At 65.1% G+C, this 25,442-nt stretch carries 21 protein-coding genes and 1 pseudogene; 3 read left to right on the top strand and 19 right to left on the bottom strand.

Going from position 1 to position 25,442, the window contains the following annotated elements; translation table 11 throughout:
• Positions 1–30: 30 nt before the first annotated feature.
• The 4 genes from HWV67_RS07385 to HWV67_RS07400 form a co-directional block, all read right to left on the bottom strand.
• Entirely contained in the window at positions 31–2,292 is a 2,262-nt protein-coding gene (locus tag HWV67_RS07385) for an ATP-dependent DNA helicase (RefSeq protein WP_175650989.1), read from the bottom strand.
• Positions 2,289–3,938: a VRR-NUC domain-containing protein gene (locus tag HWV67_RS07390; protein WP_175650597.1), complete on the bottom strand. Its 1,650-nt coding sequence runs from the start codon at positions 3,936–3,938 to the stop codon at positions 2,289–2,291. The genes HWV67_RS07385 and HWV67_RS07390 overlap by 4 nt, the downstream gene beginning before the upstream one ends.
• Before the next feature lie 71 nt (positions 3,939–4,009).
• Positions 4,010–5,386 carry a hypothetical protein gene (locus tag HWV67_RS07395; RefSeq protein WP_175650598.1) on the bottom strand — a complete coding sequence of 459 codons (1,377 nt, stop codon included), beginning with the start codon at positions 5,384–5,386 and terminating at the stop codon, positions 4,010–4,012.
• A gap of 548 nt (positions 5,387–5,934) precedes the next feature.
• Complete coding sequence (locus HWV67_RS07400) at positions 5,935–6,957, bottom strand: zinc-dependent alcohol dehydrogenase family protein (protein WP_095155091.1); 1,023 nt, start codon at positions 6,955–6,957, stop codon at positions 5,935–5,937.
• A gap of 220 nt (positions 6,958–7,177) precedes the next feature.
• On the opposite strand from HWV67_RS07400, the gene HWV67_RS07405 reads away from it, so the two are divergent.
• On the top strand, positions 7,178–8,092 hold the full coding sequence (locus HWV67_RS07405; protein ID WP_095155092.1) for a LysR family transcriptional regulator: 915 nt from the start codon (positions 7,178–7,180) through the stop codon (positions 8,090–8,092).
• Between the two features lie 188 nt (positions 8,093–8,280).
• On the opposite strand, the gene HWV67_RS32040 is transcribed toward HWV67_RS07405, so the two are convergent.
• The 14 genes and pseudogenes from HWV67_RS32040 to HWV67_RS07470 all read right to left on the bottom strand — a co-directional run bounded on the left by HWV67_RS32040 (position 8,281) and on the right by HWV67_RS07470 (position 22,970).
• Entirely contained in the window at positions 8,281–9,156 is an 876-nt protein-coding gene (locus HWV67_RS32040; RefSeq protein WP_371929286.1) for a methyl-accepting chemotaxis protein, read from the bottom strand.
• Positions 9,142–10,215: pseudogene (locus HWV67_RS32045) on the bottom strand (HAMP domain-containing protein); the annotation flags it as partial. The pseudogene HWV67_RS32045 and the gene HWV67_RS32040, both read right to left, overlap by 15 nt.
• A gap of 39 nt (positions 10,216–10,254) precedes the next feature.
• Positions 10,255–10,575: a DUF6285 domain-containing protein gene (locus HWV67_RS07415; protein ID WP_175649393.1), complete on the bottom strand. Its 321-nt coding sequence runs from the start codon at positions 10,573–10,575 to the stop codon at positions 10,255–10,257.
• Positions 10,572–11,609: a phosphotransferase family protein gene (locus HWV67_RS07420; protein ID WP_175650600.1), complete on the bottom strand. Its 1,038-nt coding sequence runs from the start codon at positions 11,607–11,609 to the stop codon at positions 10,572–10,574. Before HWV67_RS07420 ends, HWV67_RS07415 begins: the two co-directional genes overlap by 4 nt.
• A gap of 14 nt (positions 11,610–11,623) precedes the next feature.
• Complete coding sequence (locus tag HWV67_RS07425) at positions 11,624–12,277, bottom strand: histidine phosphatase family protein (RefSeq protein ID WP_175650601.1); 654 nt, start codon at positions 12,275–12,277, stop codon at positions 11,624–11,626.
• Between the two features lie 9 nt (positions 12,278–12,286).
• The gene (locus HWV67_RS07430; RefSeq protein ID WP_175650602.1) at positions 12,287–13,051 is read right to left on the bottom strand and encodes an SDR family NAD(P)-dependent oxidoreductase; all 765 of its coding nucleotides are present in this window, start codon (positions 13,049–13,051) and stop codon (positions 12,287–12,289) included.
• A complete protein-coding gene (locus tag HWV67_RS07435) occupies positions 13,051–14,229 on the bottom strand; it encodes an acyl-CoA dehydrogenase family protein (protein ID WP_175650603.1) in 1,179 nt (392 codons plus the stop codon). Before HWV67_RS07435 ends, HWV67_RS07430 begins: the two co-directional genes overlap by 1 nt.
• 12 nt (positions 14,230–14,241) lie before the next feature.
• Positions 14,242–15,024, bottom strand: a complete 783-nt coding sequence (locus tag HWV67_RS07440; protein ID WP_175650604.1) for an SDR family NAD(P)-dependent oxidoreductase — start codon at positions 15,022–15,024, stop codon at positions 14,242–14,244.
• 19 nt (positions 15,025–15,043) lie between these two features.
• Positions 15,044–16,216: an acetyl-CoA C-acetyltransferase gene (locus HWV67_RS07445; RefSeq protein ID WP_175650605.1), complete on the bottom strand. Its 1,173-nt coding sequence runs from the start codon at positions 16,214–16,216 to the stop codon at positions 15,044–15,046.
• A 55-nt stretch (positions 16,217–16,271) separates the two neighbouring features.
• Complete coding sequence (gene fadB, locus HWV67_RS07450) at positions 16,272–18,425, bottom strand: fatty acid oxidation complex subunit alpha FadB (protein WP_175650606.1); 2,154 nt, start codon at positions 18,423–18,425, stop codon at positions 16,272–16,274.
• Between the two features lie 31 nt (positions 18,426–18,456).
• A complete protein-coding gene (locus HWV67_RS07455; RefSeq protein ID WP_175650607.1) occupies positions 18,457–19,431 on the bottom strand; it encodes an NAD(P)H-dependent flavin oxidoreductase in 975 nt (324 codons plus the stop codon).
• 92 nt (positions 19,432–19,523) lie between these two features.
• Positions 19,524–20,117 carry a TetR/AcrR family transcriptional regulator gene (locus tag HWV67_RS07460; protein ID WP_175650608.1) on the bottom strand — a complete coding sequence of 198 codons (594 nt, stop codon included), beginning with the start codon at positions 20,115–20,117 and terminating at the stop codon, positions 19,524–19,526.
• Positions 20,118–20,220: 103 nt separating this feature from the next.
• Positions 20,221–21,348 carry an acyl-CoA dehydrogenase family protein gene (locus tag HWV67_RS07465; RefSeq protein ID WP_175650609.1) on the bottom strand — a complete coding sequence of 376 codons (1,128 nt, stop codon included), beginning with the start codon at positions 21,346–21,348 and terminating at the stop codon, positions 20,221–20,223.
• Positions 21,349–21,362: 14 nt separating this feature from the next.
• Entirely contained in the window at positions 21,363–22,970 is a 1,608-nt protein-coding gene (locus HWV67_RS07470) for a GMC family oxidoreductase (RefSeq protein ID WP_175650610.1), read from the bottom strand.
• A 130-nt stretch (positions 22,971–23,100) separates the two neighbouring features.
• Here HWV67_RS07470 and HWV67_RS07475 point away from each other — a divergent pair, with 130 nt between their 5' ends.
• Complete coding sequence (locus HWV67_RS07475; RefSeq protein ID WP_175650611.1) at positions 23,101–23,421, top strand: 2Fe-2S iron-sulfur cluster-binding protein; 321 nt, start codon at positions 23,101–23,103, stop codon at positions 23,419–23,421.
• Positions 23,422–23,536: 115 nt separating this feature from the next.
• Positions 23,537–24,739: a cytochrome P450 gene (locus HWV67_RS07480; protein WP_175650612.1), complete on the top strand. Its 1,203-nt coding sequence runs from the start codon at positions 23,537–23,539 to the stop codon at positions 24,737–24,739.
• Positions 24,740–24,775: 36 nt separating this feature from the next.
• Here the strand turns inward: HWV67_RS07480 and HWV67_RS07485 are convergent, their stop codons facing one another.
• Positions 24,776–25,390, bottom strand: a complete 615-nt coding sequence (locus HWV67_RS07485) for a glutathione S-transferase family protein (RefSeq protein WP_175650613.1) — start codon at positions 25,388–25,390, stop codon at positions 24,776–24,778.
• Between the last annotated feature and the right edge of the window lie 52 nt (positions 25,391–25,442).

Below are 25,442 nucleotides of genomic sequence, written 5' to 3' on the forward strand. Positions count from 1 at the left end.
AAGGCGACGATGAAGATCCACGCCACCTGACTATTTATCCTGAGGCGCCCACCAGGCCGGAAACATCCGTTGCACGCGGGCTTCAGCGAAACGGTCGTCGATCAGCATGACGGTGCCACGATCCTCGGTGCCACGGATCACCCGCCCGGCCGCCTGGATCACCTTGCGCACACCGGGGTAGAGATAGGTGTAGTCGAAGCCTGAACTGAACAATGCCGCCATACGTTGCTTGAGTTGCTCATTCACCGGATTGACCTGAGGCAGCCCGAGGGTGGCGATGAATGCGCCGATCAAGCGCGTTCCCGGAAGGTCCACGCCCTCGGCGAACGCCCCGCCGAGCACCGCAAAACCAATGCCGTGGCCGTTTTCGACAAAGCGATCGAGAAAGCCCTGACGCTGTTCTTCGTCCATGCCAGAGGACTGCGACCACTGCTCAATGCCCGGATAACGCTCGGCCAGCAGCGCCGACACCTGCTGGAGGTATTCGAAACTGCTGAAAAACGCCAGGTAGTTACCCGGCTGATCGCGATACTGACTGGCAATCAGTTCAACGATCGGCGCCAGCGAGGCCTGACGGTGCTGATAGCGGGTGGACACCTCGCTGACGATACGCACCTGCAACTGCTCTGCCACGAAAGGCGATTCGACCTCGAGCCAGGCCGTGTCGGCGGGTATGCCCAGCAGGTCGGCGTAGAAATGCCGTGGGCTGAGCGTGGCGGAAAACAGCACGGCGCTGCGCGCGGCGGCGAATCGCGGGGCCAGCAGCGGCGCCGGCACCACGTTGCGCAGGCACAAGGTCGAAAGGCTGCGGCGCCCTGCCCCGTTGCGTTTGCTGATGTCGAACAGGAAGTGCTCGTCGAACACCTCGCTCAAACGCAGGAACTGCAAAGCCTGGAAGAAAAACTGCAACAGCGCCGGGTCCACCGCCTGGGGCGTGCGGTTCATCAATTCCTGGACCAGACCGACACAGCGCAGCAACGCCTTGAGAAACGCCGTCGGCAGCTCGTTGCCCGCCTGATACGGCGCCACCTGTTCCTTGTGCAGGCGGTTCCATTCACGGTTAAGGCTCTGCAAGGCGCTGGCCATGCCCGCCGGCGGTTCGCGGCGCAAGGCCTGCAACTGGCCCTGGTCGAGGCTGGCGCTGTACATCTGCCGCGCCCGCTCCACCAGGTTGTGCGCCTCGTCCACCGCCAGCGCCAGACGCCATTGATCGGTCTGGGCAAGGCCGAACAGCAACGCACTCTGGTCGAAGTAGTAGTTGTAGTCCGCCACCAGCACATCGACCCAGCGTGCCAGCTCCTGGGCGAGGTAGTACGGACAGACCTGATGAGCCAGGGCCAGTTCGCGGACCTGGGCTTTGTCCAGCAGCGGCAGGCGCATCGCTGCCTCGCGGGCGGCTGGCAGGCGGTCATAAAAGCCTTTGGCCAACGGACAGGCGTCGCCGTGGCAGGCGGTGCCGGGGTATTCGCAGGCTTTGTCGCGAGCGACCAGCTCCAGGCTACGCAGGGCCAGCTCGGGATCGGCCGCCATTACCTGACGCAGCGCATCCAGGGCCAGCCCGCGACCCGGGGTCTTGGCGGTGAGGAAGAGGATCTTGTCCAGCGGCTGGCGAGGCATGGCCTTGAGCAACGGAAACAGCGTGCCGAGGGTTTTGCCGATGCCCGTGGTGGCCTGGGCCATCAGGCAGCGGCCGGTGCTAACCGCCTTGTAAACAGTCTCGGCCAGCTCCCGTTGCCCCTTGCGAAACGCCGGCCAGGGAAAGCCCAACGTCTGCAGCCCGGCATCGCGCAGCGTCAGGCGCCGGCTTTGTTGCTCGGCCCACTGTACGAAGCGTCCGCATAGCTGGTGGAAATAGGCTTCGAGCTCGGCGGCGCTGGCGGTGCATTCGAAACGGGTTTCCTGGTCGCTGTCGACATCCAGGTAGACCAGCGCCAGGTTGATCGTTGCCAGGTTGCGCTGCTGGCACATCAGCCAGCCATAGACCCGCGCCTGTGCCCAGTGCAATTGCCGGTGGTTGTCCGGCTGGGTGTTCAGGTCACCGCGATGGGTCTTGATCTCTTCCAGGCAATTGCGGCCCGACGCATAGCCGTCGGCACGGCCACGGACTTCAAGGCTGCCGAATACCCCGTCCAGCGCAACCTCGGCCTCGTAGTCGCTGCCGCGCCGCCCCACCACCCGGCGATGCCCGGCCACACCTTCCTGCGCGGTGGGTGACGGGGTAAACCGCAGGTCCAGGTCGCCGACCTTGGCGGTGAACTCGCACAAGGTGCGCACCGCCACCCGATAGCTCACGGGCTCGCCCATTCGACGTGGCAGACATCCACCGGCAGCCCGTGGGTGGAGCAGAATTCGATCCAGCGCAATTGGTTGTCCTGCAGGCGGTCGCCGGGGCCTTTTACCTCGATCATCCGGTAGCGTTTCTCTTCGGGCCAGAATTGGATCAGGTCAGGCATGCCGGCGCGATTGGCCTGGATATCCTCCAGCAAACGCAGGAAACACTGCTTCAGGTGAGCAGGCGGCAGGCACTCCAGTGCCTGTTCCAACAATCCCAGGGTCAGCAGTTCCCAGTACACGAATGGCGATTGCAGGCCGTGCTTGGCGGCGTAGTTGGCGAGAATGGTCTGGCGGTAGCGGCCATCCTCCAGTTGCCCGAGGCAATCGGCGAACAGCTCAGCGCGGCGAGCCTGGAAGCCGGCATCCAGCAGGTCTTGCGGGCCGCTCTGGAACGGGTGGAAGAACGCACCGGGCAGCGGCGCGAAGATCGCGCTCCAGCACAGCAGGCCGAACAGGCTGTTGAACAGGGTGTTCTCGACATAGTGAACCGGCGCCGCCTCGGCCTGTTCCAGGTAAACCTGGACGGCCCGCTCCACGCCCAATGCCGCCAGTTCCTGCGAGAGACACAGGTCCAGGCGACTGATTGCGTGGGGCTTGCGCCGTGACTGCGGCGGACCACCGAGCTTGCGCTTGAGCCGCGGCAAAATCCGGCTCAGCGCCTGAGCTTCGGCGGCGTTGCCCGGCTGCTCCGCGGCCAGCAGCGCCAATTCGAGGGCTGCGGGGTAATCGCCGCTGCGCTCGAGAACGCGGATATGCCGTTCCCGCGCCTGCGGGTGGACGCAGTTCGGATAGATCAGCAACGCCCGCGGCCAGTCGCCCTGGCGCTCGCAGTGGTAGGCAAGCTGGTATTGAACGCGTGCCCGGCGGCGCTCCAGCCACGGGTTGTCTGTATTCAGAGCGGATAACTGTCCGAGCAACAGGTCGATATCCGGTTCACTTTCCAGTTGCTCGGCGCAGGCATGCAACGTCAGGCACAACTCGATATCGGCGCGCTCGCGCAAGGCCCGGGAATCGGTGCTGAAGCGCACCTGCTCATAGCGCAGCAGACCCAGGTCGGCGAGGACGAACTCGGACCAATCCTGATAGAGATTGCCAAAGAACATCAGCCGCAAACGGTCGCAGAGCGCCTGCTGGCGCAGCACATAGATCGCCTCCTCGCAGTCCGGCCACCACTGCCGTAACGGCCGCGGCTCGGGAAACTGCTCGTGCAACTGCTCGAACAGCTCGTGCTTGGCGGCTTTGGGTCGGCTCAGCACGGCGGCAAAACAGGTACTGATTTCCTCCTTGAGCAATACCTCGAACAGCGCATCCAGCCCCAAGGGCGCGTCATCATCGACCCAGCCCAGCGCCAGCAAGGGTTCCAGCGCCTCGCGGGGCGCACCTATCTCGGCGTAGACCAGCCGGCGCTCACGGAACAGCACGCCCTTGCGCATCACCATCCGCACCAACAACGCCTGGCTGGGCTGCGGCAGGCGCTCGAATTGCTCGATGAAGGCGTGTTCGCCGGCATCCAGCAAATCGGTGTAGCGCGCACGCAGCCAGTCCAGCACTTGGCGGAAATTGTGCAGGTAATAAAGCGGGTCGTTGACGGAGTGGGCGATCACGAGCGGTACAACCAACGGAAAACGGATACTGGTTATACATACAGACCAGCGCTATTGGCAACCGCACAAGATCAATGGTCGGGCGCGTCCGCGCAGGCCTCGATCAGCGCCTTGCGCCGATACAGCGCCTGCAGCGTGGCCATTGGCAACCCGCTGGTACCGGTCAGCCATTGCACCACCGACTCCGACGACGGCTGCCCATGCAGGGCCTTGTGCAGATAAGGCAGTGCCACCACCATCCCCGGGTGACAGCGCCGCAAAAAGCCCTCCAGCGCCCTGCCCTGGCTGACGAATGGCGAGAACAGCAGGCAGATCAGTTGCGCCTCGCTGGCACCAAACGCCTGCGACGCAAAATCTCCGGCAAGACGCCTTACCTGCAACAGGTCATCGGCCTTCTGCCAGGGCCCGAGCAATTGTTCACGCAGGGCCATCGGCAATTGCTCGCGCTGCATCCCCTCTTGCGCGCGCCGCAAGCAGTCTTCAAGTCCATCCTGATAGCAGCGCCCGTCGGCGAACTCGCTGCGCAGGCCCTGCAGATGCGCGCGCAACAACGGGTTGCCGGGCTCCGTGACAGGAAACGCGAACGACCATTCATCGTGGCGGTAGCGCAGCAGTTCGAGCAGAAGCTGCCCGGAGCCACAGGACGGGTCGTGGACCAGGTCGTCCACGGCGATAAAGCGCGGCATGCGGCTGCGAGGTTCGGGCGCTTCGGGCTTTTCCGCTACACCATCGCCAGACGCGGGCGCTCGGTATTCCTGGCGCACAGCGCAAGCCAGTTCAAACAGGGCGCGAGGAAAGGCCTCGAGCGGCCGCACGCGCGGCAGCCCGACCTCACGCATCATCCGCAGGGCACTGGCAAGAAAGCGCTTGCGCCGTGGACCGGGGTCACCGCTGACCAGCACGTCGACACCGCCGTTCCAGGCCGCGCCGAGGCGATGCAGGTCGGCCAGATCGAGGTAGTGCCTGTGGGTCAGGGCCAGGTGCGGGTGGCCCGGCGTCAGATGACCCGCCATCAGCACCGCGTGGCGGTCCGCCTGCTGCTGCGGCCGGGAAATCGCCTGACGGGCATCGAAGGGACGCACCTGGCCATCATCGATCATCAGCAGCTCGACCCGCGGATCGTCATGCACCACCAGCGCGGCGAACGCCCGCTCGATGTTGCTCAGCACGACGGCGGGCATATCGGTATGCCGGGCCGTGGCTACCCGCAGGTTGAACGTGCCGGGCGAGCGCGCCGCCAGGCTCAGTTGCGCAGCCCTGAGAAAGGCCAGGGTGTGGGTGCTGTCCTGACTGCCGGTGTGCACCAGCATGACCTTCAACCCATGGATGCATTCAAGACCTCCGGCAATCACCATCAGCCGCTGGATCAGCAACTGCAAGGACGCGCGTTGGCCCTGGGTCAGGCGTTCGAGCAGTCGCTGCAGGACTTGCTGATAGACATATTGCATGGCTTGGTCATGAATCGCGCCCATAGTATTTCCCTGATATTTATTGCAACTATTGAAAACTGGAAACACACCCGAAAAGATGCCCAAAGAAGAAACTCTCCTTCTCTTCGGATTCAATTTTTACTTTCAATGTAGGAATCTATTTCCAGCTTGCAGGAAGTTTCTTACATTCCAACCAACACACTTAAACACGCACTCCCGACAGGCTTCGCCGCAAGCCCCGGCAGCCGGAACACGCCTGCTCCGGCTGGAATTCAAGGCAATCAACAATTCAACGTACATATCTCACTCCTTGAGACGACAACGGCAAGGCGGGTTTGATTACGTGCGGGAAGTCCTCTGCGGCCTGATGCAACTGATACTTTTGCACAGCGCAGCGTAATTCTACGGACACTGGAATACCTTTATTCCCACAGCAACAACATAGCCGAAGCAAAGTCCTTAGTCCGCATAAGACTAATAGGAAATTTCTGAAATTTTAGGAGGTAAAATTCACAAAAAAGCCCGAGCATATTCTCGGGCTTTGCAGGAGGGAGCTGAAAATGCTGTCAGGCGTCGGGCAGTTCCAGTACTACACGGCCACCACACGGACACTCGTCCATATGCCGGTGAGCGTCGACGACACGCTCGAACGGGTAGACCTGGATGATTTGCGGCAACAACTGGCGGTCCGCGGTGAACTGGTTGATATCCCGCAGCGCCCGGTGCAGGGCGACCTGGTCCTGGGTGATGCCCAACTCCGGCTTGCCGGTGAAGTTGCTGATGCAGTGGACAAAGAACTGGATGTTCTTCTGGAACGCCGCGCAAGCCGGGAATGGCGTCTGGTTGCCGCCCTGCAGGCCGTACAGGACCAGGCTGCCGCGCGGTGCGAGGACATCGCCGAGCAGCGACATCTGCGGCCCGCCGAGCCCGTCCAGAACCATGTCGACCCCACGGTTGTCGGTGTACTTGTTGATCTGCATGAGCAGATCCTGCTCCTCGGTGACGATCACCTTGTCGGCACCCAGCTTGAGCAGCGGCTCGCGCTGTTCGGCATCGCGGGTGGCAGCGATCACCTTCAGGCCCAGGGCCTTGCCCAGTTGCACGAATGAAGGGCCGGCGCAGTGGCTGGCATCAGTGACCAGCGCGGTCTGCCCGGCCTTGGCACGGGCCAGATCGACGTAGGCGAAATAGGCCATCAGCAGCGGCGTGTAGTGCACGCTGGCTTCGATGGGGGTCAGGATGTCGGGGTAGCGGGTCAGCGCCAGCCGCGGCAGAACGATGATTTCGCCGTAGACCGGGTGATCGTTGGGGCTGCTGGCCGGGAAGCTGGCGACCTTGTCGCCCACCGCCAGGTCATCGACACCTTCGCCTACCGCCGTCACCACGCCCGCCATTTCATGGCCGATACCGACCGGCAGACGCGCCTGGGACGGCGCCAGATTCTGCCGCCAGAGCACGTCATACCAACTGACGCCGATCGCCTGGACACGAATCTGCACTTCCCCGGCAGCCGGTGCGGGTGTTGGTTGCTCTTCGATCTTGAGCACCTCGGCCGGACCGAACTTGTGGAAACGGATCATGCGGGACATCGCAAACCTCGCCTAGTGAACCTCTAATGCCCTGAACTCTATCGGGGCTTTCACGGTTAGACCATCAGTGGTCATTAATAGTCGACATGCTTGTCATCGATTGGGCTCATGCCGGGCTGCTTGCCGTACACTGGCACACAGCCACAATTTACGGTGCAGGGTAACAGCCTTTGCTCGTAAGATTCACCCCTTGCCCCGAACCGCCAGCGAAGCGAAGCCGATGAACCGTAACGACCTGCGCCGCGTCGATCTCAATTTGCTGATCGTCTTCGAGACCCTGATGCACGAACGCAGCGTCACCCGGGCTGCGGAAAAACTCTTCCTCGGCCAGCCGGCGATCAGCGCCGCGCTGTCGCGGCTGCGTACCCTGTTCGATGACCCGCTGTTCGTCCGCACCGGACGCGCGATGGAGCCCTCGGCGCGGGCCACCGAGATTTTCGCCCTGCTCTCGCCGGCGCTGGACTCCATCTCCACCGCCGTCAGCCGCGCTGCCGACTTCGATCCGGCGACCAGCACCAACGTGTTCCGTATCGGCCTGTCGGACGACGCCGAATTCGCCCTGCTGCCACTGCTGCTCAAGCGCGTCCGTGCCGAGGCACCGGGCGTCGTGCTGGTGGTGCGCCGGGTGAATTACCTGTTGATGCCGACCCTGCTCGCCTCCGGCGAAATCTCCGTCGGCGTCAGCTACACCGCCGATCTACCCGCCAACGCCAAGCGCAAGGTACTGCGACGCAGCAAGCCGAAACTGCTGCGGGCCGACAGCGTGCCCGGCTCGCTGAGCCTTGATGACTTCTGCAAACGACCCCATGCACTGGTGTCCTTCGCCGGCGACCTCAGCGGCTTCATCGATGAAGAGTTGCAAAAGCTTGGCCGCGAACGCCACGTGGTGCTGGCGGTGCCGCAGTTCAATGGCCTGGGCAGCCTGCTGACCGGCACCGACATCGTCGCCACCGTCCCCGACTACACCGCCGACATCCTCACCGCCGCCGGCGGCCTGCGCGCCGAAGAGCTGCCGCTGGAGGCGCGGACCTTCGAACTGCATATGGCCTGGCGCGGGGCGCAGGATAATGATCCGGGGGAGAAGTGGTTGCGGTCGAGGATTCAGATGTTTTTTGGGGATCCGGATAGTCTCTAGGCATCGGCAGATAGCCTGATCATTTCTACCGTTTGATTGACCGTGAAGGCCATCCATGTCCAGAGAATCGTCCGCTCCTCCCGATCCTCAACTGCGACCTCTGCCAGCGTGAACGTGCTGTAACCGAGCTACGTTTTGATCGATGCGGTCCTGAATAGTGCAATCCTCGTTTCTTTATTCCAACACCCTCAAAAATTCCGAAAGAACTCAATCCGCTCCGTCAACTGCCGCCCCAGGTTCGAAACCTCCTGAGTGGATAGGTCGATCTGATGATTCGTCGCCACATTCAACTGAGTCACATCGCAGATGCGCACCACCCTGTCGCTGATCTGCTCCACCACGCTGCTCTGCTCCTCGGCTGCGGCGGCGATCTGCTGGTTGCGCTGTTCGATGACCGACGCCATGCGGGTGATGTATTCCAGTGACGAGCCCGCCTCTTCGGCCAATAACAGGCTGTCGTCGATCAAAGCCAGGCCCGATTGCATTTCCTGAACCACTTGGGTGGTGACGTGAAGCAATTGATCGATAGTGCCTTCGATTTCCCCTGCCGACTGGCGTGTGCGCCCGGCAAGGCCACGCACGCCGTCAGCGACTACGGCGAAACCACGGCCGTACTCGCCGGCCCGCGCCGCTTCGATGGCAGCATTCAGGGCCAGCAGGTTGGTTTGTTCGGCCAGGGCTTTGATCACGTCCAGTACCCGCACGATGCTGCGGCTCTGCTCATCCAGACGGGCAACGGAACCTGCGGTCTGTTGCATGCCATCGGACAGCAACCTGATCTGCCCGAGCATCTGCAGCACCACCTGCTCGCCGCGCTTGGCTCTGTCATCAGCCTCCAGCGCGGCCTGGGACGCGCGGGCGCCGTCTTCGGCGACGCTCTGGGCACTGGCTGCCAGTTGCTGCACAGCGCTGGCGGTCTGTTCGGTCTCGCTGCGCTGCCGGTCCATACCGTCGAGGCTTTCGCGGCTGAGCACGCCAAGGCCCTCGGTGGCCCGGGATAACTGACTCACGCCACGCTGGATATGCCCCACCAGCCCACGCAGGTTGCCGGTCATGCCATGCATCGCCTGTTGCAGCTCGCCGAATTCATCGCGTCGTGGGCAGGGCGACTCCTCGCGCAGATCACCATCGGCCACCCGTCGAGCCATTACCAGGGTTTCGCGCAGCGGTTGCAGGGTCAGCCGGCGAATCAGCCAGGCGGCCAGCACGCTGAGGAGCATGGAAAACAGCAGGATCAGGCCCATGCCCAGCAGAAAGCTGCGACTCTGCTGATGCAGCAGTGCGGCCTCATGGTCGTAGGCGCTGGCGCTCAGGCCAAGCATCTGTTGCGCCAGACCGATCATGCGGGTCTGGCTGGAGGCGCTGCTGTGCATGCCGTCGCGATAGCCGACAAAGGCTTCGGTGTAGTGCTGCAAGGCTTTCAGGGCGTCCTGCAAGGCGCTGCGGTGTGGACCTTCGACCTGGCGCGAGAGACTTTCCAGGTTTTCGGTGATGCCGGCATTGAAGGTGTGCCAGGCATCGTAGTGCTCGGCGCTGGGTTGCAGGTCCCAGGTGAACTCCAGGGTGCGCAAGGTCAGCAGCATGCGAACCAGTTCCGCCACATCATTGGCCCGGTCGAGGGCCTCGGCGGCGCTGATCGCGGCCTGCTCGTCGAGGCCTTTGGCGGCGTCGAAGAAGTCTTGCTCCAGGGTTTCGAAACTACGCCGCACCTCGTCCGCCTGTTGCTGCATCTTGACCCTGGCCTGCAGGGCATCCTGTTGCAGCCGGTCGAAGCGCTCGAACTCTTCGAGGTACTGGCCCTTGGCGACGTCCAGGGTCTCACGGCCCGGCAAGCCGGGATGCCGGTGCAGATAATCGGACAGTTGCGCCACCAGTGCCCGCACCTGCCCCGCCGCCTCGTCGCTGCGCTGGTGGGCGAAGGTGCGTTCGGCCACCTGCACCCGCAGCACCAGCAGTTGCACCTGGGACAGGTCGCTGGCCCGGTCGTTGCCAGCGGTCAGCAGGTCGATAACCTTGAAACCGCTGAGGCCCACTACCAGGGTCAGCAGACAGGTCAAGCCAAAACCCAGGTACAGGCGGTTGCCCACCGACAGGTTGGAAAGTCCGAGGAGGATGGCGCGCATGTTGTTGTCCTTGTTGTATGCGGCGAGGCGCAGGCGGCCTCAGTCGAAAATACCGGCGTAAACCTCCAGCAGCCGGGGATTGCTGATCCGCAGCTTGGCGCGGGTGTGCTCCAGCAGCGCCGGGAACAGCGAGCCGTCATCGTGCTCGCCGCGGCGGATGGCCAGCACCACTTCCCGGGTCAGAGCCCGCGAGGGATCGGACGGGGGCGCGGGCACCTGTTCGCGAATGGCGATGGCCAGGACGCTGGCCAACATCCGCGCGTCGTAGTGCAACTCCGCCGGCAACGCGGGCAACAAGCGCTGCAACAGCGACTCGCGGGCGGTCAGCAACAGGTCGTGGGCATCAGGCAAGCGGCTCATGGGGCCTCCCGGGTCAGCTTTAGGATTTCGATTTCCAGGTCCGGCAACAGGCGCCCGGTCAGCGCCAGCTCCAGCGAGCGCTCTTGGCCGCTGAGGTGACGCTGGGCCTGTTGCAGGGCGATCACACCCCAGCGCAGGTGCGCCATGACTTGCCAGTAGGTCAGCTCGGCTGGCGCCAGGGCAATGCCGCCAGCCCGTTGGTAAGCGTCGAGGAACGTGCTCAGATCGCCGATGCCACCGGCCTCGCGTTGCGGCGCGGCGAAACGCCAGCAGCGGGCGCTGAACCAGCCGAGGTCTTCCCGCGGGTCGCCAAAGGCAGTGAATTCCCAGTCGAGCACGCCACTCAGACGGCCGTGGTCGACAAGGTAGTTGCCGGTACGAAAGTCGCGGTGGATCAAGCGCAGCGGCAGCGACGGCGGAACGTGCCGCTCGCACCAGCGCAGCCCCCACTCCAGTACCGGCTGCGGTTCTGCCAGGGTGTCGAGGTAGCGGCGGTAGTCGGCGATCGCAGCCAGGGCTGGTGAGCCTTCGGGGCGCGAGAGGAAATCCAGCTCACCGGAGACCGGCTCGATACCGTGCAAGCGGGCCAGTGTCGCGGCCAGGTCGTCCAGCAGCGCATCGGAATCGAGCAGCGCATCCCGTTCACGGGTCAGTCGATGGCCGGCAGCGATGCCGCCAAGGCACTCCATCAGAAAATACGGCCGGCCCAACGCCACGCTGTGCTCGACCATCAGCACCGGACGTGGCACCCGCACCCCGGCCTGGTGAACCCGTTGCAACACGGCGAACTCCTGCTGGCGACCAAGGCTCGCACCCACCGCCGACGGCGCATCGGTGCGCAATACCCAGGCGTGCCGGACGCCGTCGACAAGCAGGCGCAGCGCCCAGTTTTCCTGCACTGCACCGCCGGAGAGGCGCTGCACAGAAAGGACTTCCAGCGCCCGCGCCGACAGGCTATCCCCAAGCTCGGCAGCCAGGGCCGCGAGCACCTCGGGTGCATCCAGGGCCCGGACGGCAGTTGAATCAATGCTCATGCTCTGTTCCCGTTTCATATGCGGCTGGCCAGCGCCGCCGGCAGGTGCGCCGTGCTGTTGAAGACCCGCAGCGACAAGCGCTGCGCGTCGAAGACGATTTCGCTAAGCGAGGCGTTGTCCAGCGCCAGCAGCAGTTCGTGGACGCGGTTGTCGGGCAGCCACAACGCACGGCAAGCAAGCAGGGCGATGGTGCCCGCCGAGGTCACCGCCAGCAGCCGCTGGCCCCGAACTCCTTGACGCAGGCTATCGAGCCAGTCGCCGACGGTGGCGCCGAATTCGGCCAGTGGCGTGGCGCCGGCGACCGTTGCCGTGCCGGTGGACCAGTGGCGCAACTGCGCACCGTAGTGCCGCAACTGAGCCGCACGATCCTCGGGCCAGGGCTCACCCCGTGCCAGCAACTCGCGCCTGGCGGCCGCCAGCAGGACGTCGCCCTCGGCGAACTCGTCCAGCGCCGGCACGGCCAGCAACCCGGCGTCGCTGACCGCCGAGCGTGCCGTGTCGCGGTGCCGGTGGCGTGGTCCGACATAAACCGCGTCGAACGCCATCTCCCGCTCGGCGAAAAACACCCCGGTGGCCTCGGCCTGACGCACACCCAGCGGCGACAGACTGTCGTAATCATCCGCACCGAACGCGGCCTGGCCGTGACGCAGCAGCAACAGACTGGACATCGGCCGCTCCTACAACGAACTGATCAAGTGGCCGCCATCGACCGCCAGGGTTGCCCCGGTGATCGACCGCCCGGCGTCGCTGGCCAGCAGCAGCAAGGCGCCGCGCAGGTCTTCCGGGGTGGCGAAGCGGCGCTGCGGGATGCGCGACAGCAACCGTTGCCCGGCATCGCTGGCGAGGAAGTCCTGGTTCAGCTCGGTGCTGATGTAACCCGGTGCCAAGGCGTTGACCCGGATGCCATGGCGGGCCAGCTCCAGGGCCAGGGCGCGGGTCAGTTGCAGCACCCCGGCCTTGGACACCGCGTAGGGCGCCACGCCGCCGGCCACTCGTTCGCCGAGGATCGAGGCGATATTGATGATGCTGCCCGGTCGCCCCAGTGCCACCATCTGCCGCGCCACGGCGGTGGCCATGCTCCAGCAACCCTTGAGGTTGGTGTCGAGTACGGCGTCCCAGTCCTGTTCCGCCTGTTCCAGCGCCGGCTTGGCAATGCTCACGCCAGCGTTGTTGACCAGCACATCGATACCGCCGACACCGCGCAGTTCGGCCAACGCCGCGTCGATCGAAGCGGCGTTGGTGACGTCCAGTTCCAGCGCACGGGCCGTCGCACCCTGCCAGCGCAGGTCCGCCACCAACGTGTCGAGGCGCTCGCGGCGGCGCGCGGCAACCAGCACCTCGGCCCCCGCGGCGGCCAGGAAGCGGGCGAAGTGTTCGCCCAGGCCACTGGAGGCGCCGGTGACCAGCGCGCGTTTGCCGGCAAGGTCAAAGACGCCACTCATCAACGGAACCTCGCCGGGTTGTGCTGGCGGTCGATGTGCCGGGCGATACTCCAGCGGTGGGTCTCCGACGGGCCGTCGTAGATGCGGAAAGCACGCATGTCACGGAAGATCCGCGAGACCACGCGCTCGCCGGTCACGCCGCTGCCGCCGAGCACCTGCACGCTGCGGTCGACCACCCGCCACAGGGCTTCGGAACACAGCACCTTGGCCACGCTGGACTCATGGCGGCCCTTCTGGCCCTGGTCCAGCAGCCAGGCGCAATGCCAGATGGTCAGGCGCGCGCTGTGCAGGTCCATTTCGTTGTCGGCCAACTGGAAACCCACGCCTTCGTGCTCGATCAGGCGCTTGCCGAAGGCCTCGCGCTCGCTGACATACGCCACCGCCTCGTCATGGGCACGACGCGCCTGGCCGAGCCAGCGCATGCAGTGGGTCAGGCGAGCCGGCGCCAGGCGCACCTGGGCATAACGCAAGCCCTGCCCCACTTCTCCCAGCACCGCGTCGGCGGGTACCCGAAGGCCGTCGAAATGCACCACGCAATGGCCACCGGTGAAGCAACTGTCGAGGGAATCCATCAGCCGCTCGATTTTCACACCGGGCTGGTTCATGTCGGCGAGGAACATGGTGGCCTCACCGTCCTCAATCCGCGCCATGATGATGGCGAAACCAGCACCTTCGGCCCCGGTGATAAACCATTTGGTGCCGCTGATCACGTAGTCATCGCCATCGCGCCGGGCCGTGGTGCGCAACATCGAGGGGTCGGAGCCGGCACCCGGCGCAGGTTCTGTCATGCAGAAGCAGGAGCGTACCGTGCCCTCTACCAGTGGCCGCAGCCAGCGTTTGCGCTGGGCCGGGCTGGCGACCACTTCCAGCAGGTGAATATTGCCTTCGTCGGGGGCGTGGATATTCATCGCCACAGGGCCCAGGGCCGAATAGCCGGCTTCTTCGAAGACGATGGCCTTGGCAATGTGGGACAAGCCCATGCCACCCAGCTCGGTGCCGGCGTGGGGACTGAGCAGCCCCCATTCCCGCGCCTGCGCCACCAGTTCGTCGCGCAGCGCCTCGTGCGGGCCGTGGGCATCCTGCCGCGGATCGGTTTCATAACGGCGCACCACTTCATCGATGAAGCGCCGGGTTTTCGCCTGCAGGGCCTGCAGGGTTGGGTCGATTGCGAAATTCATGGGCAGAAATCCTCAGCGCGGCGCCATGCGGATGGCGCCGTCCAGGCGCAGGCAGGCGCCGTTGATGTAGCCGTTCTCGATGATGGACAGGACCAGTGCGGCAAACTCCTCGACCCGGCCCAGACGCTTGGGAAACGGCACCGAGGCGCCGAGGGCATCCAGCACCGGTTGCGGCGCGCCCTTGAGTAGTGGCGTGTCGAAGATCCCCGGCAGGATGGTGTTGACCCGGATACCCTCGCCGGACAAGTCCCGGGCGACTGGCAGCGTCATCGCCGCAACCCCGCCCTTGGACGCCGAGTACGCGGCCTGGCCGATCTGGCCGTCCTCGGCAGCCACCGAAGCGGTGTTGACGATGACCCCGCGCTCGCCATCGGCCAGCGGCGCCAGCGCCAGTTGCCCGGCGGCGCTCTTGGCCAGGGCCCGGAAGGTGCCGAGCAGATTGATCTGGACGATGCGGTCGAAGTCGTTCAGCGGGAAATGGCGAATTTCGCCGGTGACCCGGTCACGCGAGGCGGTCTTGATGGCGTTGCCGGTGCCTGCGCAGTTGACCAGCACCCGCTCCTGGCCAAGCGCCTCGCGGGCACCGCGGAAACCTTCATCGACACTGGCATCGGAGGTGACGTCGACCTTGAAAAAGGCGCCGCCGACTTCTTCGGCCAGGGCCAGGCCGAGGTTTTCGTTGAGGTCGAAGATCGCCACCCTGGCGCCGCGGGCGGCCAGGGCGCGCACCGTGGCGGCGCCGAGGCCGGAAGCGCCGCCGGTGACCACGGCAACGATGGAATTGTCGAGTTTCATGCTGCTGGCTCTCCAGAAATCAAAGGCGTTCGATGATCGTGACGTTGGCCAGGCCGCCGCCTTCGCAGACGGTTTGCAGGCCATAGCGCTTGCCGTGACGGCCGAGGGCATGGAGCAGCGTGCCGAGCAGCTTGGTGCCGGTACCGCCCAGGGGATGGCCGAGGGCGATGGCGCCGCCGTGGACGTTGAGGCGCTGCGGATCGGCCTCCAGCGCCTGCAACCAGGCCAGCGGCACCGGGGCGAAGGCTTCGTTGACTTCGTAGAGGTCGATGTCGTCGATGCGCAAACCGGCGCGCTGCAGGGCGCGGCGGGTCGCCGGAATCGGCGCTTCGAGCATGATCACCGGGTCGTGGCCGAGGACACTGATGTGCTCGATGCGCGCCAGCGGCTCGACGCCGAGGGTCTTCAGACCGCGCTCGTTGACCACCAGCAACGCCGAGGCGCCATCGCAGATCTGGCTGGCACTGGCAGCGCTGATGCGCCCGCCTTCGGTAAGCAGCTTGACCCCGGCGATACCTTCGAGGGTGGCGTCGAAACGAATACCCTCGTCCACCCGGTGCCAGTCGCTGCCGCCGCCTTCGAGGCTGATGCGCACCGGCACGATCTCCGCGTCGAAGGCACCGCTACGGGTCGCCTCGGCGGCCTTGCGGTGGCTGTCGAGGGCGAAGCGGTCGAGGGTGTCCTTGTCCAGCGCGTATTTGCGGGCAATCGCCTCGGCACCATCAAACTGGCTGAACACCACGCCTGGATAACGCGCTTGCATGCCCGGACTGACGTACTGGCCGTAGCCGTGTTGCTCAGGCAGCCAGTGCGCCAGGGCCATGGGCACGCGGCTCATGCTTTCCACGCCGCCCGCGACGACGATGTCCTGGGTTCCGGACAGCACCGCCTGCACCGCGAAATGCAGGGCCTGTTGGGACGAACCGCACTGGCGGTCAACGGTGGTCGCCGGAATGCTTTCCGGCAGCCCCGCCGCCAGCACCGCATTGCGGGCGATATTGGTGGACTGCTCGCCGGCCTGGCCGACACAGCCGAGGATCACGTCCTCAATCAGCGCCGGGTCGATGCCCGCACGCTGCACCAGGGCGTTCAGCACTTCACCGGCGAGGTCCGCCGGGTGCCAGCCGGACAAGCGTCCGTTGCGGCGACCGCCCGCAGTACGCGCGGTGGCCACGATATAGGCTTGAGCCATGCTCGATTCCTTGTTCTTGTTGTCGAGGGTGCCGGGCCAAGCAGGCCCGGCCAGTTCAGGGATAGAAACGGCCGTCGTTCACCGCCAGTTCCAGCAGCAACGCCGGCGCCCGGTAGGCTTCGCCCAGCGCCGCGTAATGGGTGCAGCGCGATACCAGATGGGCCGCGCCGAGCCAGTCGGCATAGACCAGCGCGCCGCCGAGATACGCCGGGAAACCCAGCCCCAGCAGCAGGGCGGTATCCAGTTCGGCGGCGCTGGCAACCACACCTTCCTCGAGGGCATGAACGGCTTCGACGATCATCGCCAGCATCAGCCGCTCGGTGATCTCCTCGTCGCGGAATACCCGCGCCGCACCACTACGAGCGGCGGCCACCAGGGCCTGGGCTTCAGGGTCGGGGAAACGCGCCGGGCGCCCGCCGGGACCGGCTTCGTAGCGGTAGAAGCCCTTGCCGTTCTTCTGACCCAGACGCCCGGCTGCCAGCAGCGCCTTGATCGCATTGCCCGGCACCGCCGGCATGCGCCGCGGATAACCGGCAAAAATCACATCGCAGACATGGGCGCCGGTATCCAGGCCGACCACGTCTTCCAGATAGGCCGGGCCCATGGGCCAGCCGAACGCTTCGGCGGCACGGTCCACCGCCTCGTAGTCGGCGCCCTCGTCCACCAGTTGCAGGAAGGCGCGGATATAGGCGGCAAGGATGCGGTTGACCAGAAAGCCCGGACAGTCCTTGACCACGATCGGCGTCTTGCCCATTTTCAGCGCCAGGGCCACGGCACTGGCGACCGTGGTCGCGCTGCTGCGGCTGCCACGGATGATCTCCACCAGCGGCATCACCGGCACCGGGTTGAAAAAGTGCATGCCGGCAAAATTTTCCGGCCGGACCAGGCCCACGGCGATCTCGTCGATCCCCAGTGACGAGGTGTTGGACAACAGCACGGTACGTGTCGAAACCTGGCGTTCGGTCTCCTGCAAAACGCTGCGCTTGACCGCCAGATTCTCCACCACCGCCTCGATAAGGATGTCGGTCTCGGCAAAGCCGCTGTGGTCCAGTTGCGGGGTGATCGCCGCCAGTGCGGCAGCGGCACGCGCTTCGCTGAGACGGCCGTTGCCAACCTGCCGCGCCAGCAGCTTGGTGGCCTCGGCCATGCCCTGGTCGAGGGCCTGCTGATGGATGTCTTTCATCCGCGTGGCGGTGCCGTGCAAGGCACTGGTGTAGGCGATACCGCCGCCCATGATGCCGGCGCCCAGCACCACCGCCTGGCGGATCGGCTCGGCCTGGCGATCATGCTGACGGCTGATCTTCTTGATCGCCTGGTCGTTGAGGAAGGTGCGCACCAGCGACGCCGCCGCCTGGGTCTTGGCCACCTTGGCGAAGGTTTCGCCTTCGAGGCGCAGGGCCTCCCGGTGACTGGCGCGACTGGCCGCCTCCAGCAGATCGACCACCCAGCTACGGGCCGGCTGGTGCTTGCCGGCCAGGCGCCGCGCCTGGGCACGGGCCTGTTCGAAACGGTCGGTGTCGACGATGGCTGCTGGCGGGCCCAGGCGCCGCTCGCGGCGGGCACGCCAGTCGAGCTGACCAGAGGCGGCCTGCTCCAGCAATTCCAGGGCAACGGAACGTAGTTCACTGGCGGCCACCTGCTGTTCCACCACGCCGGCCTCAAGTGCTGCGGCGGCGGATTGCGGTTTGCCGCTGACGATCCAGTCCAGCGCCACGTCCAGCGAGCTGACCCGCGGCAGGCGAACGGTTCCGCCATAGCCGGGAATCAACCCGAGACTGACCTCAGGCAGGCCGATGCGGGCGCCCTCCGCCATGACCCGGTAATCGAAGGCCAGGGCCAGTTCCAGGCCGCCGCCAAGAGCGAAACCGTTGATGGCAACCACGCTGGGGACCGCCATGGCGGCCAGCCGCTCGAACAGTTGGTTGGCCTGCCAGGTGTGGCTGACGATGTCCTGCCGGGTGCGGGTGAACAGGTCGGTGAATTCGTTGATATCGGCGCCCACCACGAACACGTCGAGGCCACTGCTGACCAGCAGACCACGCAGGTCGGCCTGCTGCTCCAGCAGGCCGAGAGCAGTGTTCAGTTCATCCACGGTGCGGGCGTCGAGCTTGTTGATAGCCGCATCGTCGCGGCGCAGGCACAGCTCGGCGAAGCCTTGTTCGATTCGCGCCAGGGTCAGGGACTGGCCACGGAAGAGAAAATCGGTCACTGCAAAGCCCCTCTTGTTGTTGTTTTTCGGGTCAGGCGTCGAACTGGCCGGCCACGCGTCGCACTTGCTCGCGGGCCTCGGCGACCATGCGCTCGATCAGCTCGGCGCAGGTGGGAATGTCATCGATCAGGCCGACGCACTGGCCGGCGGTGATCACCCCGTCGTCCACCTGCCCCGACTCCAGTGCCGCACGTCCACGGGCACCGGCCACCAGCGGGCGGATGTCCTCGAAGGTCACCCCGCCCTCGCGGCGCTCAAGGCTCACCACTTCTTCGGAAATGGCATTGCGCAGCACTCGCGCGGTGTTGCGCAGGCTGCGGAAGATCAGGCGGGTGTCGCGCTCGTCGGCGGCCAGCAGCGCCTGCTTGATGGACGGGTGGATCGGCGCTTCCTGGGTGGCGCAGAAGCGCGTGCCCATGTTCACGCCCTCCGCGCCCAGAGCCAGGGCGGCAGCCAGGCCATGGCCGTCGGCGATGCCGCCAGAGGCGATCACCGGAATCGACAGCCGCCGCGCGGCAGCGGGGATCAGCACCAGGCCGGAGATATCGTCTTCACCGGGGTGGCCGGCGCATTCGAAGCCATCGATGGACACCGCGTCGACGCCATTGCGCTCGGCGGACAGCGCATGGCGCACCGCCACGCATTTGTGGATCACCACCAGCCCGGCCTGTTTGGCCTTGGCGATGAACTCGCGGGGGTTGTTGCCGGCAGTTTCCAACACCTTCACCCCGGACTCGATGATGACGTCCAGGTAAGCCTCGTAGGGCGGCGGATTAATCGACGGCAGGAGCGTCAGGTTGACCCCGAACGGGCGCGACGTGAGGGTGCGGCAGCGGGCGATCTCTTCGGCCAGTGCCTGTGGGTCTGGCTGGGTCAGCGCGGTGATGATCCCCAGGCCGCCAGCATTGGAAACTGCCGCCGCCAGCTCGGCGCGGCCGACCCACATCATGCCGCCCTGGATGATCGGGTAGCTGATGCCCAAGAGTTTCGTGATTCGTGTATTCATGCCTGTGGCCATCCACCTGAACAATCGGTCGATGGCCATGGTCCGGCATCAGCGGGGGGGCGGGTATCGTCGGTTACGACGAATCTGCGGAGCTAGAACGCGTAGAGAAACACCCGCAGCGTCTCGACAAACATTGCATCGTCATCAAGCTGATTGGCATTGACCGCCTCGGCCAGCGCCGGGTATTCGGTCTGGTCGAACTCGGGCATCGGCGGCACACCACCGGCACGGCTCATGGCGCCAATCAGGGCCGAGCCATAGGTGAGTTTTTCGACGCCTTCGATGACCAGCATCTTGCGCTCGGCGGGGATGTCGTAGCGGGTGGCCCAGAAATCGTAGTACTTGAGCATCAGGTGGCGGGGGAAGAACTGCAGCAGCAGCGGCGCCGCCTTGGGGTGCCGGAGGATCGACGCACGCACCGCCACGGCCAGCTCGATCAACGCATCGCGCCAATTGCCGGTGGTGCGCAGGTTGGGAATGATTGCGTCGACCTGGATCATCCGCGCCACTTCTTCGAGCATCTCCGACTTGCCCTTGAAGTGGTAATACAGCGACGGCGCCTGCACACCGAGCTTGCGCGCCACCAGTTGCAGGGTCAGCCCGTCGATGCCTTTGTCGTCCACGACTTCCAGCGCGGCACGTACCGCCAGTTCCTTCGAGATGATCGGTTTTGAAGGTCTACCCAAGAGAATCATTCCTGTGAGAGCCGTCAGCGCCTGCTTCGTGCGGGCGCCGTGGTTTGAGTGGGGAGCCGGCGCGGTTGCCGGTCATCGACGATGCGCGATTCTATCAGGGCGCCAGAGGCTGGAGAGCGTTGTATCGGACCAAATGAAAGTCACGACTGCCGAACTCCCGCTCCAGAGCGGTGGCGCGGCGAAAGTAGTGACTGATCGCGATTTCATTGCTCATGCCCATGCCGCCGTGCAACTGCACGGCTGACTGGCCGACAAAGCGGCAGGCCGAGGCCATGACCACCTGGGCCGCCGAGGCCGCCTGGCCACTGCCGGGCGTGTCGAGGCTGGGGGTCGCCAACAACGAGGCCGAGCCGGCTTTGAGCACGTGCAAATACATGTCCACCAGGCGGTGCTGGACCACCTGGAAACCCGCCAGCGACTGACCGAACTGGCGACGCTGGCCGACATGGGCGCGGGTCTGTTCGAGCATTTCGCCGAGCAGGCCGCGGGCCTGGGCGCAGGCACCGGCGACGGCGATGTCGCGCAGGCGCTCCAGGTGAGAAAACACTGCGCCCTCCTCGCCCAGCAGCGCCGACGCATCGAGCCTGACCCGATCCAGTTGCAGGTCGGCGGCGTGGCCGCCATCGACGCAGGGGTATTCATTCAGGCTGAGCCCTGGCGTGTCCTTCGGCAACAGGAACAGCGACAACCCCTGCGCGTCGCCAGGACGGCCGGAAGTCCGCGCCACCACCAGGAAATGACTGGCGCAGGCGGCGCTGCGCACCAGGCACTTGCGTCCGTCGAGGGTCCAGCCGTTGTTGTCACGGCTTGCGAGCAGGGCAAGATCGGCGAAGTCATGACTCGATTGCGGCTCGGCCCACGCCAGTACAGCGATGGCTTCGGCGGCGCTAATTTCATCCAGCAAGGTTTCAGCCCGCTCGCCGCCCAGGGCCGCCAGCAGGTGCCCCGCCACGACCACGGATTCGAGAAACGGCTCGCGCAGCAAATGCCGGCCGAACACTTCCAGCACCAGCGCGTGCTCCACATGCAGCGGCTCGCCGCCCGCCTTCGGCACCAGCAGACCGAGGCCCAGCTCGCCGATCAGTCGGCGCCACAGTTCCTGGCCCTGAGGTACAGCCCAGGCCAGGCCGGCAGTTGAGGTGGGGCCGTGGCGATAGTCGCGCACGCAACGTTCAAGGGTGTCCTGCAGCAGGCGCTGCTCGGTGGTCAGGGACAGGTCCATCGGTGTGCTCTCCCTTAGTTGGCCGCGTTGCGCAGGATCAGGTCAGCTGCGCGCCAGGCCATGGCCATGGTCGGGCCGTTGGTGTTGCCCGACGGGATCTGCGGGAAGATCGAGGCGTCGACCACTCGCAGGCCGCTGACACCGCGCACGCGCAGCGCCGGATCGACCACCGAAGCGTCATCCTTGCCCATCCGGCACGTGCCGACGGCGTGGTAGCCGCAACTGCCGTGCTGGTCGTAGGCGGCAAGGATCTGCTCGTCGCTGACACACTGCGGGCCGGGGAAGGTTTCTTCGGCAATGTAGGGCGCCAATGGCGATTGCGCGGCGAACTCGCGGGCCAGTTGCAGCGTGCGGATCATCAGCGCACGGTCGTGCTCGGTGGTGCGGTAGTTGGGTTTCAGCTCCGGCAACTGGTGCGGGTCGCGGCTGCGGATGTTCACCTGGCCCTTCGACGTCGGGCGCAGCGGATAGGCGACCATGCCCAGCCCCGGATGCTTCTCCAGGGTCTGGCGGTGGGTGCTGTAGTCAAAGGTGAACGGCGCGACGAGGAACTGGATGTCCGGGCGCAGCTGGTTCGCATCGGATTTCAGCCACAGGCCCATTTCATAGGCTGCCGACGACATCGGGCCGCTGTGCCGGAGCACGTATTGCAGGGTGTTTTTCAGCAGACGCAGGCCGGTGTATTCGCAGTTGTCGGAGAGCGGCTGGCGCAAGCGCCACTGAGGCAACAGGGCGCGGTGTTCCAGCAGGTTCTGGCCGACCTCGGGGTTGTCGCAGACCACCTCGATGCCAAGATCGCGCAACAGATGACCCGGCCCGACGCCGGAGCGCTGGAGAATTCCCGGTGAAGCCATGGCGCCGCAGGCAAGGATGATTTCCCGACGGGCACGCAAGGTGCCGCTGATGCTGCCGCCGGACGCCAGTTCGACGGCCACCGCCTGTTGGCCGTCGAACAGCACGCGGTCGACGGTGGTGTCGCTGATGATGGTCAGGTTGGGGCGCCCGCGCACCGGCTCGATAAACGCCCGTGATGCGCTCTGGCGCTGGCCCTTCCAGATGGTCCGCGAGGAATAGCCGACCGCCGGCTGATCGTCGGGCTGGTTGACGTCGCCCTTGCGCGGCAGGTCCATGCTGACACCGGCTTGCAGCACGGCTTCGGTCAGGGCATTGCGCCGGTCGGCCAGGCTCAGGCGCAGCGGGCCCTGGTCACCCCGGGTCGGGCCGGCGCCCAGTTCGTGGGATTCCAAAGCCCGATAGGCTTCGCCGATATGAGCCCAGGCCCAGTCGTCGCTGGACTGCGCGGCGATCTCGTCGAAATCCGCCGGCTGGCCGCGCACGTACATCATGCCGTTGATGCTGCTGGAACCGCCCATCAGCCGGCCGCGCGCCCAGATATCACCGATGAAGGCGTTGCCCTCCTCCGGTTCGGCGGGATACAGCCAGGTGCAACTGGCGTCCTGCATGACCTTGGCCAGGCCCTTGGGCATCTTGACGAAATAGCTGTTGTCGCGCCCGCCCGCCTCCAGCAGGGCCACGCTGACCCGCGAATCGGCGGACAGCCGATGGGCCAATACACAACCGGCCGCGCCGGCGCCGACGATGATGTAATCGAATTCAGCCATGGTACTCACTCGTTTTTATTGTTGTTGGCACACGCCGGAACGGTTGACACAGGCCCCGGGACATTTATCTAATCTATTTAGATATTTTTCCAGGGTCAACCCACAATGAAAACAATGAGGACCTGCACCGATGATCAACCTGACATTCATCACGCCCGACGGCAGCCGGCATGACATCCAGACCGCCCCGGGGCCGACGCTGATGGAAGTGGCCGTGGCCCACGGCGTCGACGGCATCCTTGCCGATTGCGGCGGCAACCTGGTCTGCGGCACTTGCCACGTGATCGTGCCCGAGCCTTTCCAGGCGAGGCTTCCAGAACAAACCGAAATGGAACGCGACATGCTCGAATGCGTGCCGGAGCCCCGCCCCAACACGCGCCTGAGCTGCCAGATCCGCCTGACCGAAGCCCTCGACGGCCTCGAACTGGAGGTGCCACGGCTGCAGCGCTGAGACAACGCAGCGGACACTTGCCGGAGGACGTCATGAAATGGCGTCGGATTACGACCTATAAACTAATTTAATTAGTTAAAAACAACCTCACATAACAAAAACCGAGGAACACGCAATGACCGTCTCACCCCGTCCGGACCACGTCGCTCCCGAGCACCTGTATGACTTCGACATGTTCAACGTCACGGGCACCGACCACCCCACCGAAAACCTCCACGAAACCTATGCCCGGCGCCTGCACGGCGAGGCGCCGGCGGTGTTCTACACCCTGCGTAACGGCGGCCACTGGGTCGTCACGCGGTATGACGAGATCAGTGAGGTGGTGCGCGATCCCGAGCATTTCTCCGCGTCCGAGCAGCAGATCCCGCGTATCGAGAACCCGCCGGTGTTCATTCCGCTGAGCCTCGATCCACCGGCCAACCTGCCCTATCGCCAGGCACTGATGCCGCATTTCTCGCCGAAGAACGTCAAGGCGCTGGAAGAGAAGATCCGCTACTGGGCCAACCGCCTGATCGATGAGGTGCAGGACCAGGGGCACTGCGATTTTGCCGACAGCATTTCCTCGGCCTTTCCGGTGTCGATCTTCATGGAGTTGATGGGCATGCCGCTGGAGCGGCTGCGGGAGTTCCGCACCCTCTCCGACCGTTTCTTCGCCACCAACGTGCAGGCGGAACTGCATGATCTGGGCGGGCAGATCGTCGGCATCATGACCGAGTTGATCGAGGCCAAACGCGCGGCTCCCGGCGAGGATCTGATCAGCCACTTGTTGACCGTGCAGATCGACGGCCGGCCGATCCGCCTCGACGAGATCCAGAACATGTGCTTCCTGCTGTTCCTCGGCGGCATGGACACGGTGGCCAACGCCACCGCCTTCACCTTCCGTCAACTGGCCGGCGACAGCGCGTTGCAGGCCCGGCTGGCGGCCGATCCGGCGCTGATCCCGTCCTTCGTCGACGAGGGCCTGCGTTGCTTCGGCATCATCAGTACGCCGCGCATGGTGCTGAAGGATTGCGAGCGCTTCGGCATGCAGTTCAGGAAAGGCGACATGGTGCTCTGCCTGCTGCCGATTTCCGGCCGCGATGAGCGCAAGAACGCAGACCCGCACCGCTTCGATATCGACCGGCCGAAGAAGGAAGCACTGACCTTCTCCACCGGAGCCCACCTGTGCCTGGGGCACTTCCTGGCCCGCGCAGAGATGCGCATCCTGGCCGAGGAATGGCTCAAGCGTGTGCCGAGCTTCAGTGTGGTGCCGGGCAGCGTGCCGAAATACCGCATGGGCTACGCGCTGGCCTTGCTGGAACTGCCGTTGCAGTGGTGAGGCGGGAGCCTGGCGGCGCGAGCCGCCAGGCTTCACTCAGTTGGCGAGGCCGCGGGCCTTGAGAAACGCCGGGCGGTCTTTCAGGCGTGCGAGGTAGTCGGCGATACGCTGCGGGTAACGCGGCGCCAGCCCCAACAATTCGCCCAGCAGCAGGCCGTAGCCCACCGAGATATCGGCGATGGTGAAAGTGTCGCCGCACAGGTACGGGCCCTGCGCAAGCGCCCGGTCCAGGGCATCGAGGCGTTGCACCATCATTTCCCGGTAGTCCTGCGCGACCACTTCATTGCGCTGCGGGCGCGGCAGGAACATGGCGTAGCGCAGCGCCGCGGAGAGCGACCCGGCCAGGGCGGTCTCGCCGTAGAACAGCCAGTCGAGCATGGCGGCGTAAAACGGCGAGTCCACGGGGACCACACAGTTGCCGTGGCCATAGCGGTTGGCCAGATAGAGCAGGATAGCGGCAGACTCGCGCAGCGCGTTCTCGCCATCGATCAGGTACGGCACCGTGCCGTTGGGGTTGATTTGAAGGTACTCGGGCTGTTTCAACTGCGGCGGAAAGGCCACCCACTCCACCTGATGCGGCAGACCGAGTTCTTGCAGCAACCAGAGGCAACGCAGTGAGCGGGAATCCTTGCTGTGGTACAGGGTGATCATTGGCAGTGTCCTCATGACAGGGATCATCGGGGCTGCTTTGCAGCCCTTCGCG

It is taken from the genome of Pseudomonas sp. Marseille-P9899 (assembly GCF_903166565.1).
Taxonomy (GTDB): domain Bacteria; phylum Pseudomonadota; class Gammaproteobacteria; order Pseudomonadales; family Pseudomonadaceae; genus Aquipseudomonas; species Aquipseudomonas huaxiensis.

What these genes read in the sequence shown, in the direction of transcription:
- HWV67_RS07405 (WP_095155092.1), top strand. Translation starts at nt 7,178, where the DNA reads ATGAACCGTAACGACCTGCGCCGCGTCGATCTCAATTTGCTGATCGTC.
- HWV67_RS07475 (WP_175650611.1), top strand. Translation starts at nt 23,101, where the DNA reads ATGATCAACCTGACATTCATCACGCCCGACGGCAGCCGGCATGACATC.
- HWV67_RS32040 (WP_371929286.1), bottom strand. Translation starts at nt 9,156, where the DNA reads ATGCATGGCATGACCGGCAACCTGCGTGGGCTGGTGGGGCATATCCAG.
- HWV67_RS07480 (WP_175650612.1), top strand. Translation starts at nt 23,537, where the DNA reads ATGACCGTCTCACCCCGTCCGGACCACGTCGCTCCCGAGCACCTGTAT.
- HWV67_RS07485 (WP_175650613.1), bottom strand. Translation starts at nt 25,390, where the DNA reads ATGATCACCCTGTACCACAGCAAGGATTCCCGCTCACTGCGTTGCCTC.
- HWV67_RS07420 (WP_175650600.1), bottom strand. Translation starts at nt 11,609, where the DNA reads ATGAGCATTGATTCAACTGCCGTCCGGGCCCTGGATGCACCCGAGGTG.
- HWV67_RS07465 (WP_175650609.1), bottom strand. Translation starts at nt 21,348, where the DNA reads ATGGACCTGTCCCTGACCACCGAGCAGCGCCTGCTGCAGGACACCCTT.
- HWV67_RS07415 (WP_175649393.1), bottom strand. Translation starts at nt 10,575, where the DNA reads ATGAGCCGCTTGCCTGATGCCCACGACCTGTTGCTGACCGCCCGCGAG.
- HWV67_RS07470 (WP_175650610.1), bottom strand. Translation starts at nt 22,970, where the DNA reads ATGGCTGAATTCGATTACATCATCGTCGGCGCCGGCGCGGCCGGTTGT.
- HWV67_RS07445 (WP_175650605.1), bottom strand. Translation starts at nt 16,216, where the DNA reads ATGGCTCAAGCCTATATCGTGGCCACCGCGCGTACTGCGGGCGGTCGC.
- HWV67_RS07400 (WP_095155091.1), bottom strand. Translation starts at nt 6,957, where the DNA reads ATGTCCCGCATGATCCGTTTCCACAAGTTCGGTCCGGCCGAGGTGCTC.
- HWV67_RS07440 (WP_175650604.1), bottom strand. Translation starts at nt 15,024, where the DNA reads ATGAAACTCGACAATTCCATCGTTGCCGTGGTCACCGGCGGCGCTTCC.
- HWV67_RS07395 (WP_175650598.1), bottom strand. Translation starts at nt 5,386, where the DNA reads ATGCAATATGTCTATCAGCAAGTCCTGCAGCGACTGCTCGAACGCCTG.
- HWV67_RS07455 (WP_175650607.1), bottom strand. Translation starts at nt 19,431, where the DNA reads ATGAATACACGAATCACGAAACTCTTGGGCATCAGCTACCCGATCATC.
- HWV67_RS07425 (WP_175650601.1), bottom strand. Translation starts at nt 12,277, where the DNA reads ATGTCCAGTCTGTTGCTGCTGCGTCACGGCCAGGCCGCGTTCGGTGCG.
- HWV67_RS07430 (WP_175650602.1), bottom strand. Translation starts at nt 13,051, where the DNA reads ATGAGTGGCGTCTTTGACCTTGCCGGCAAACGCGCGCTGGTCACCGGC.
- HWV67_RS07435 (WP_175650603.1), bottom strand. Translation starts at nt 14,229, where the DNA reads ATGAATTTCGCAATCGACCCAACCCTGCAGGCCCTGCAGGCGAAAACC.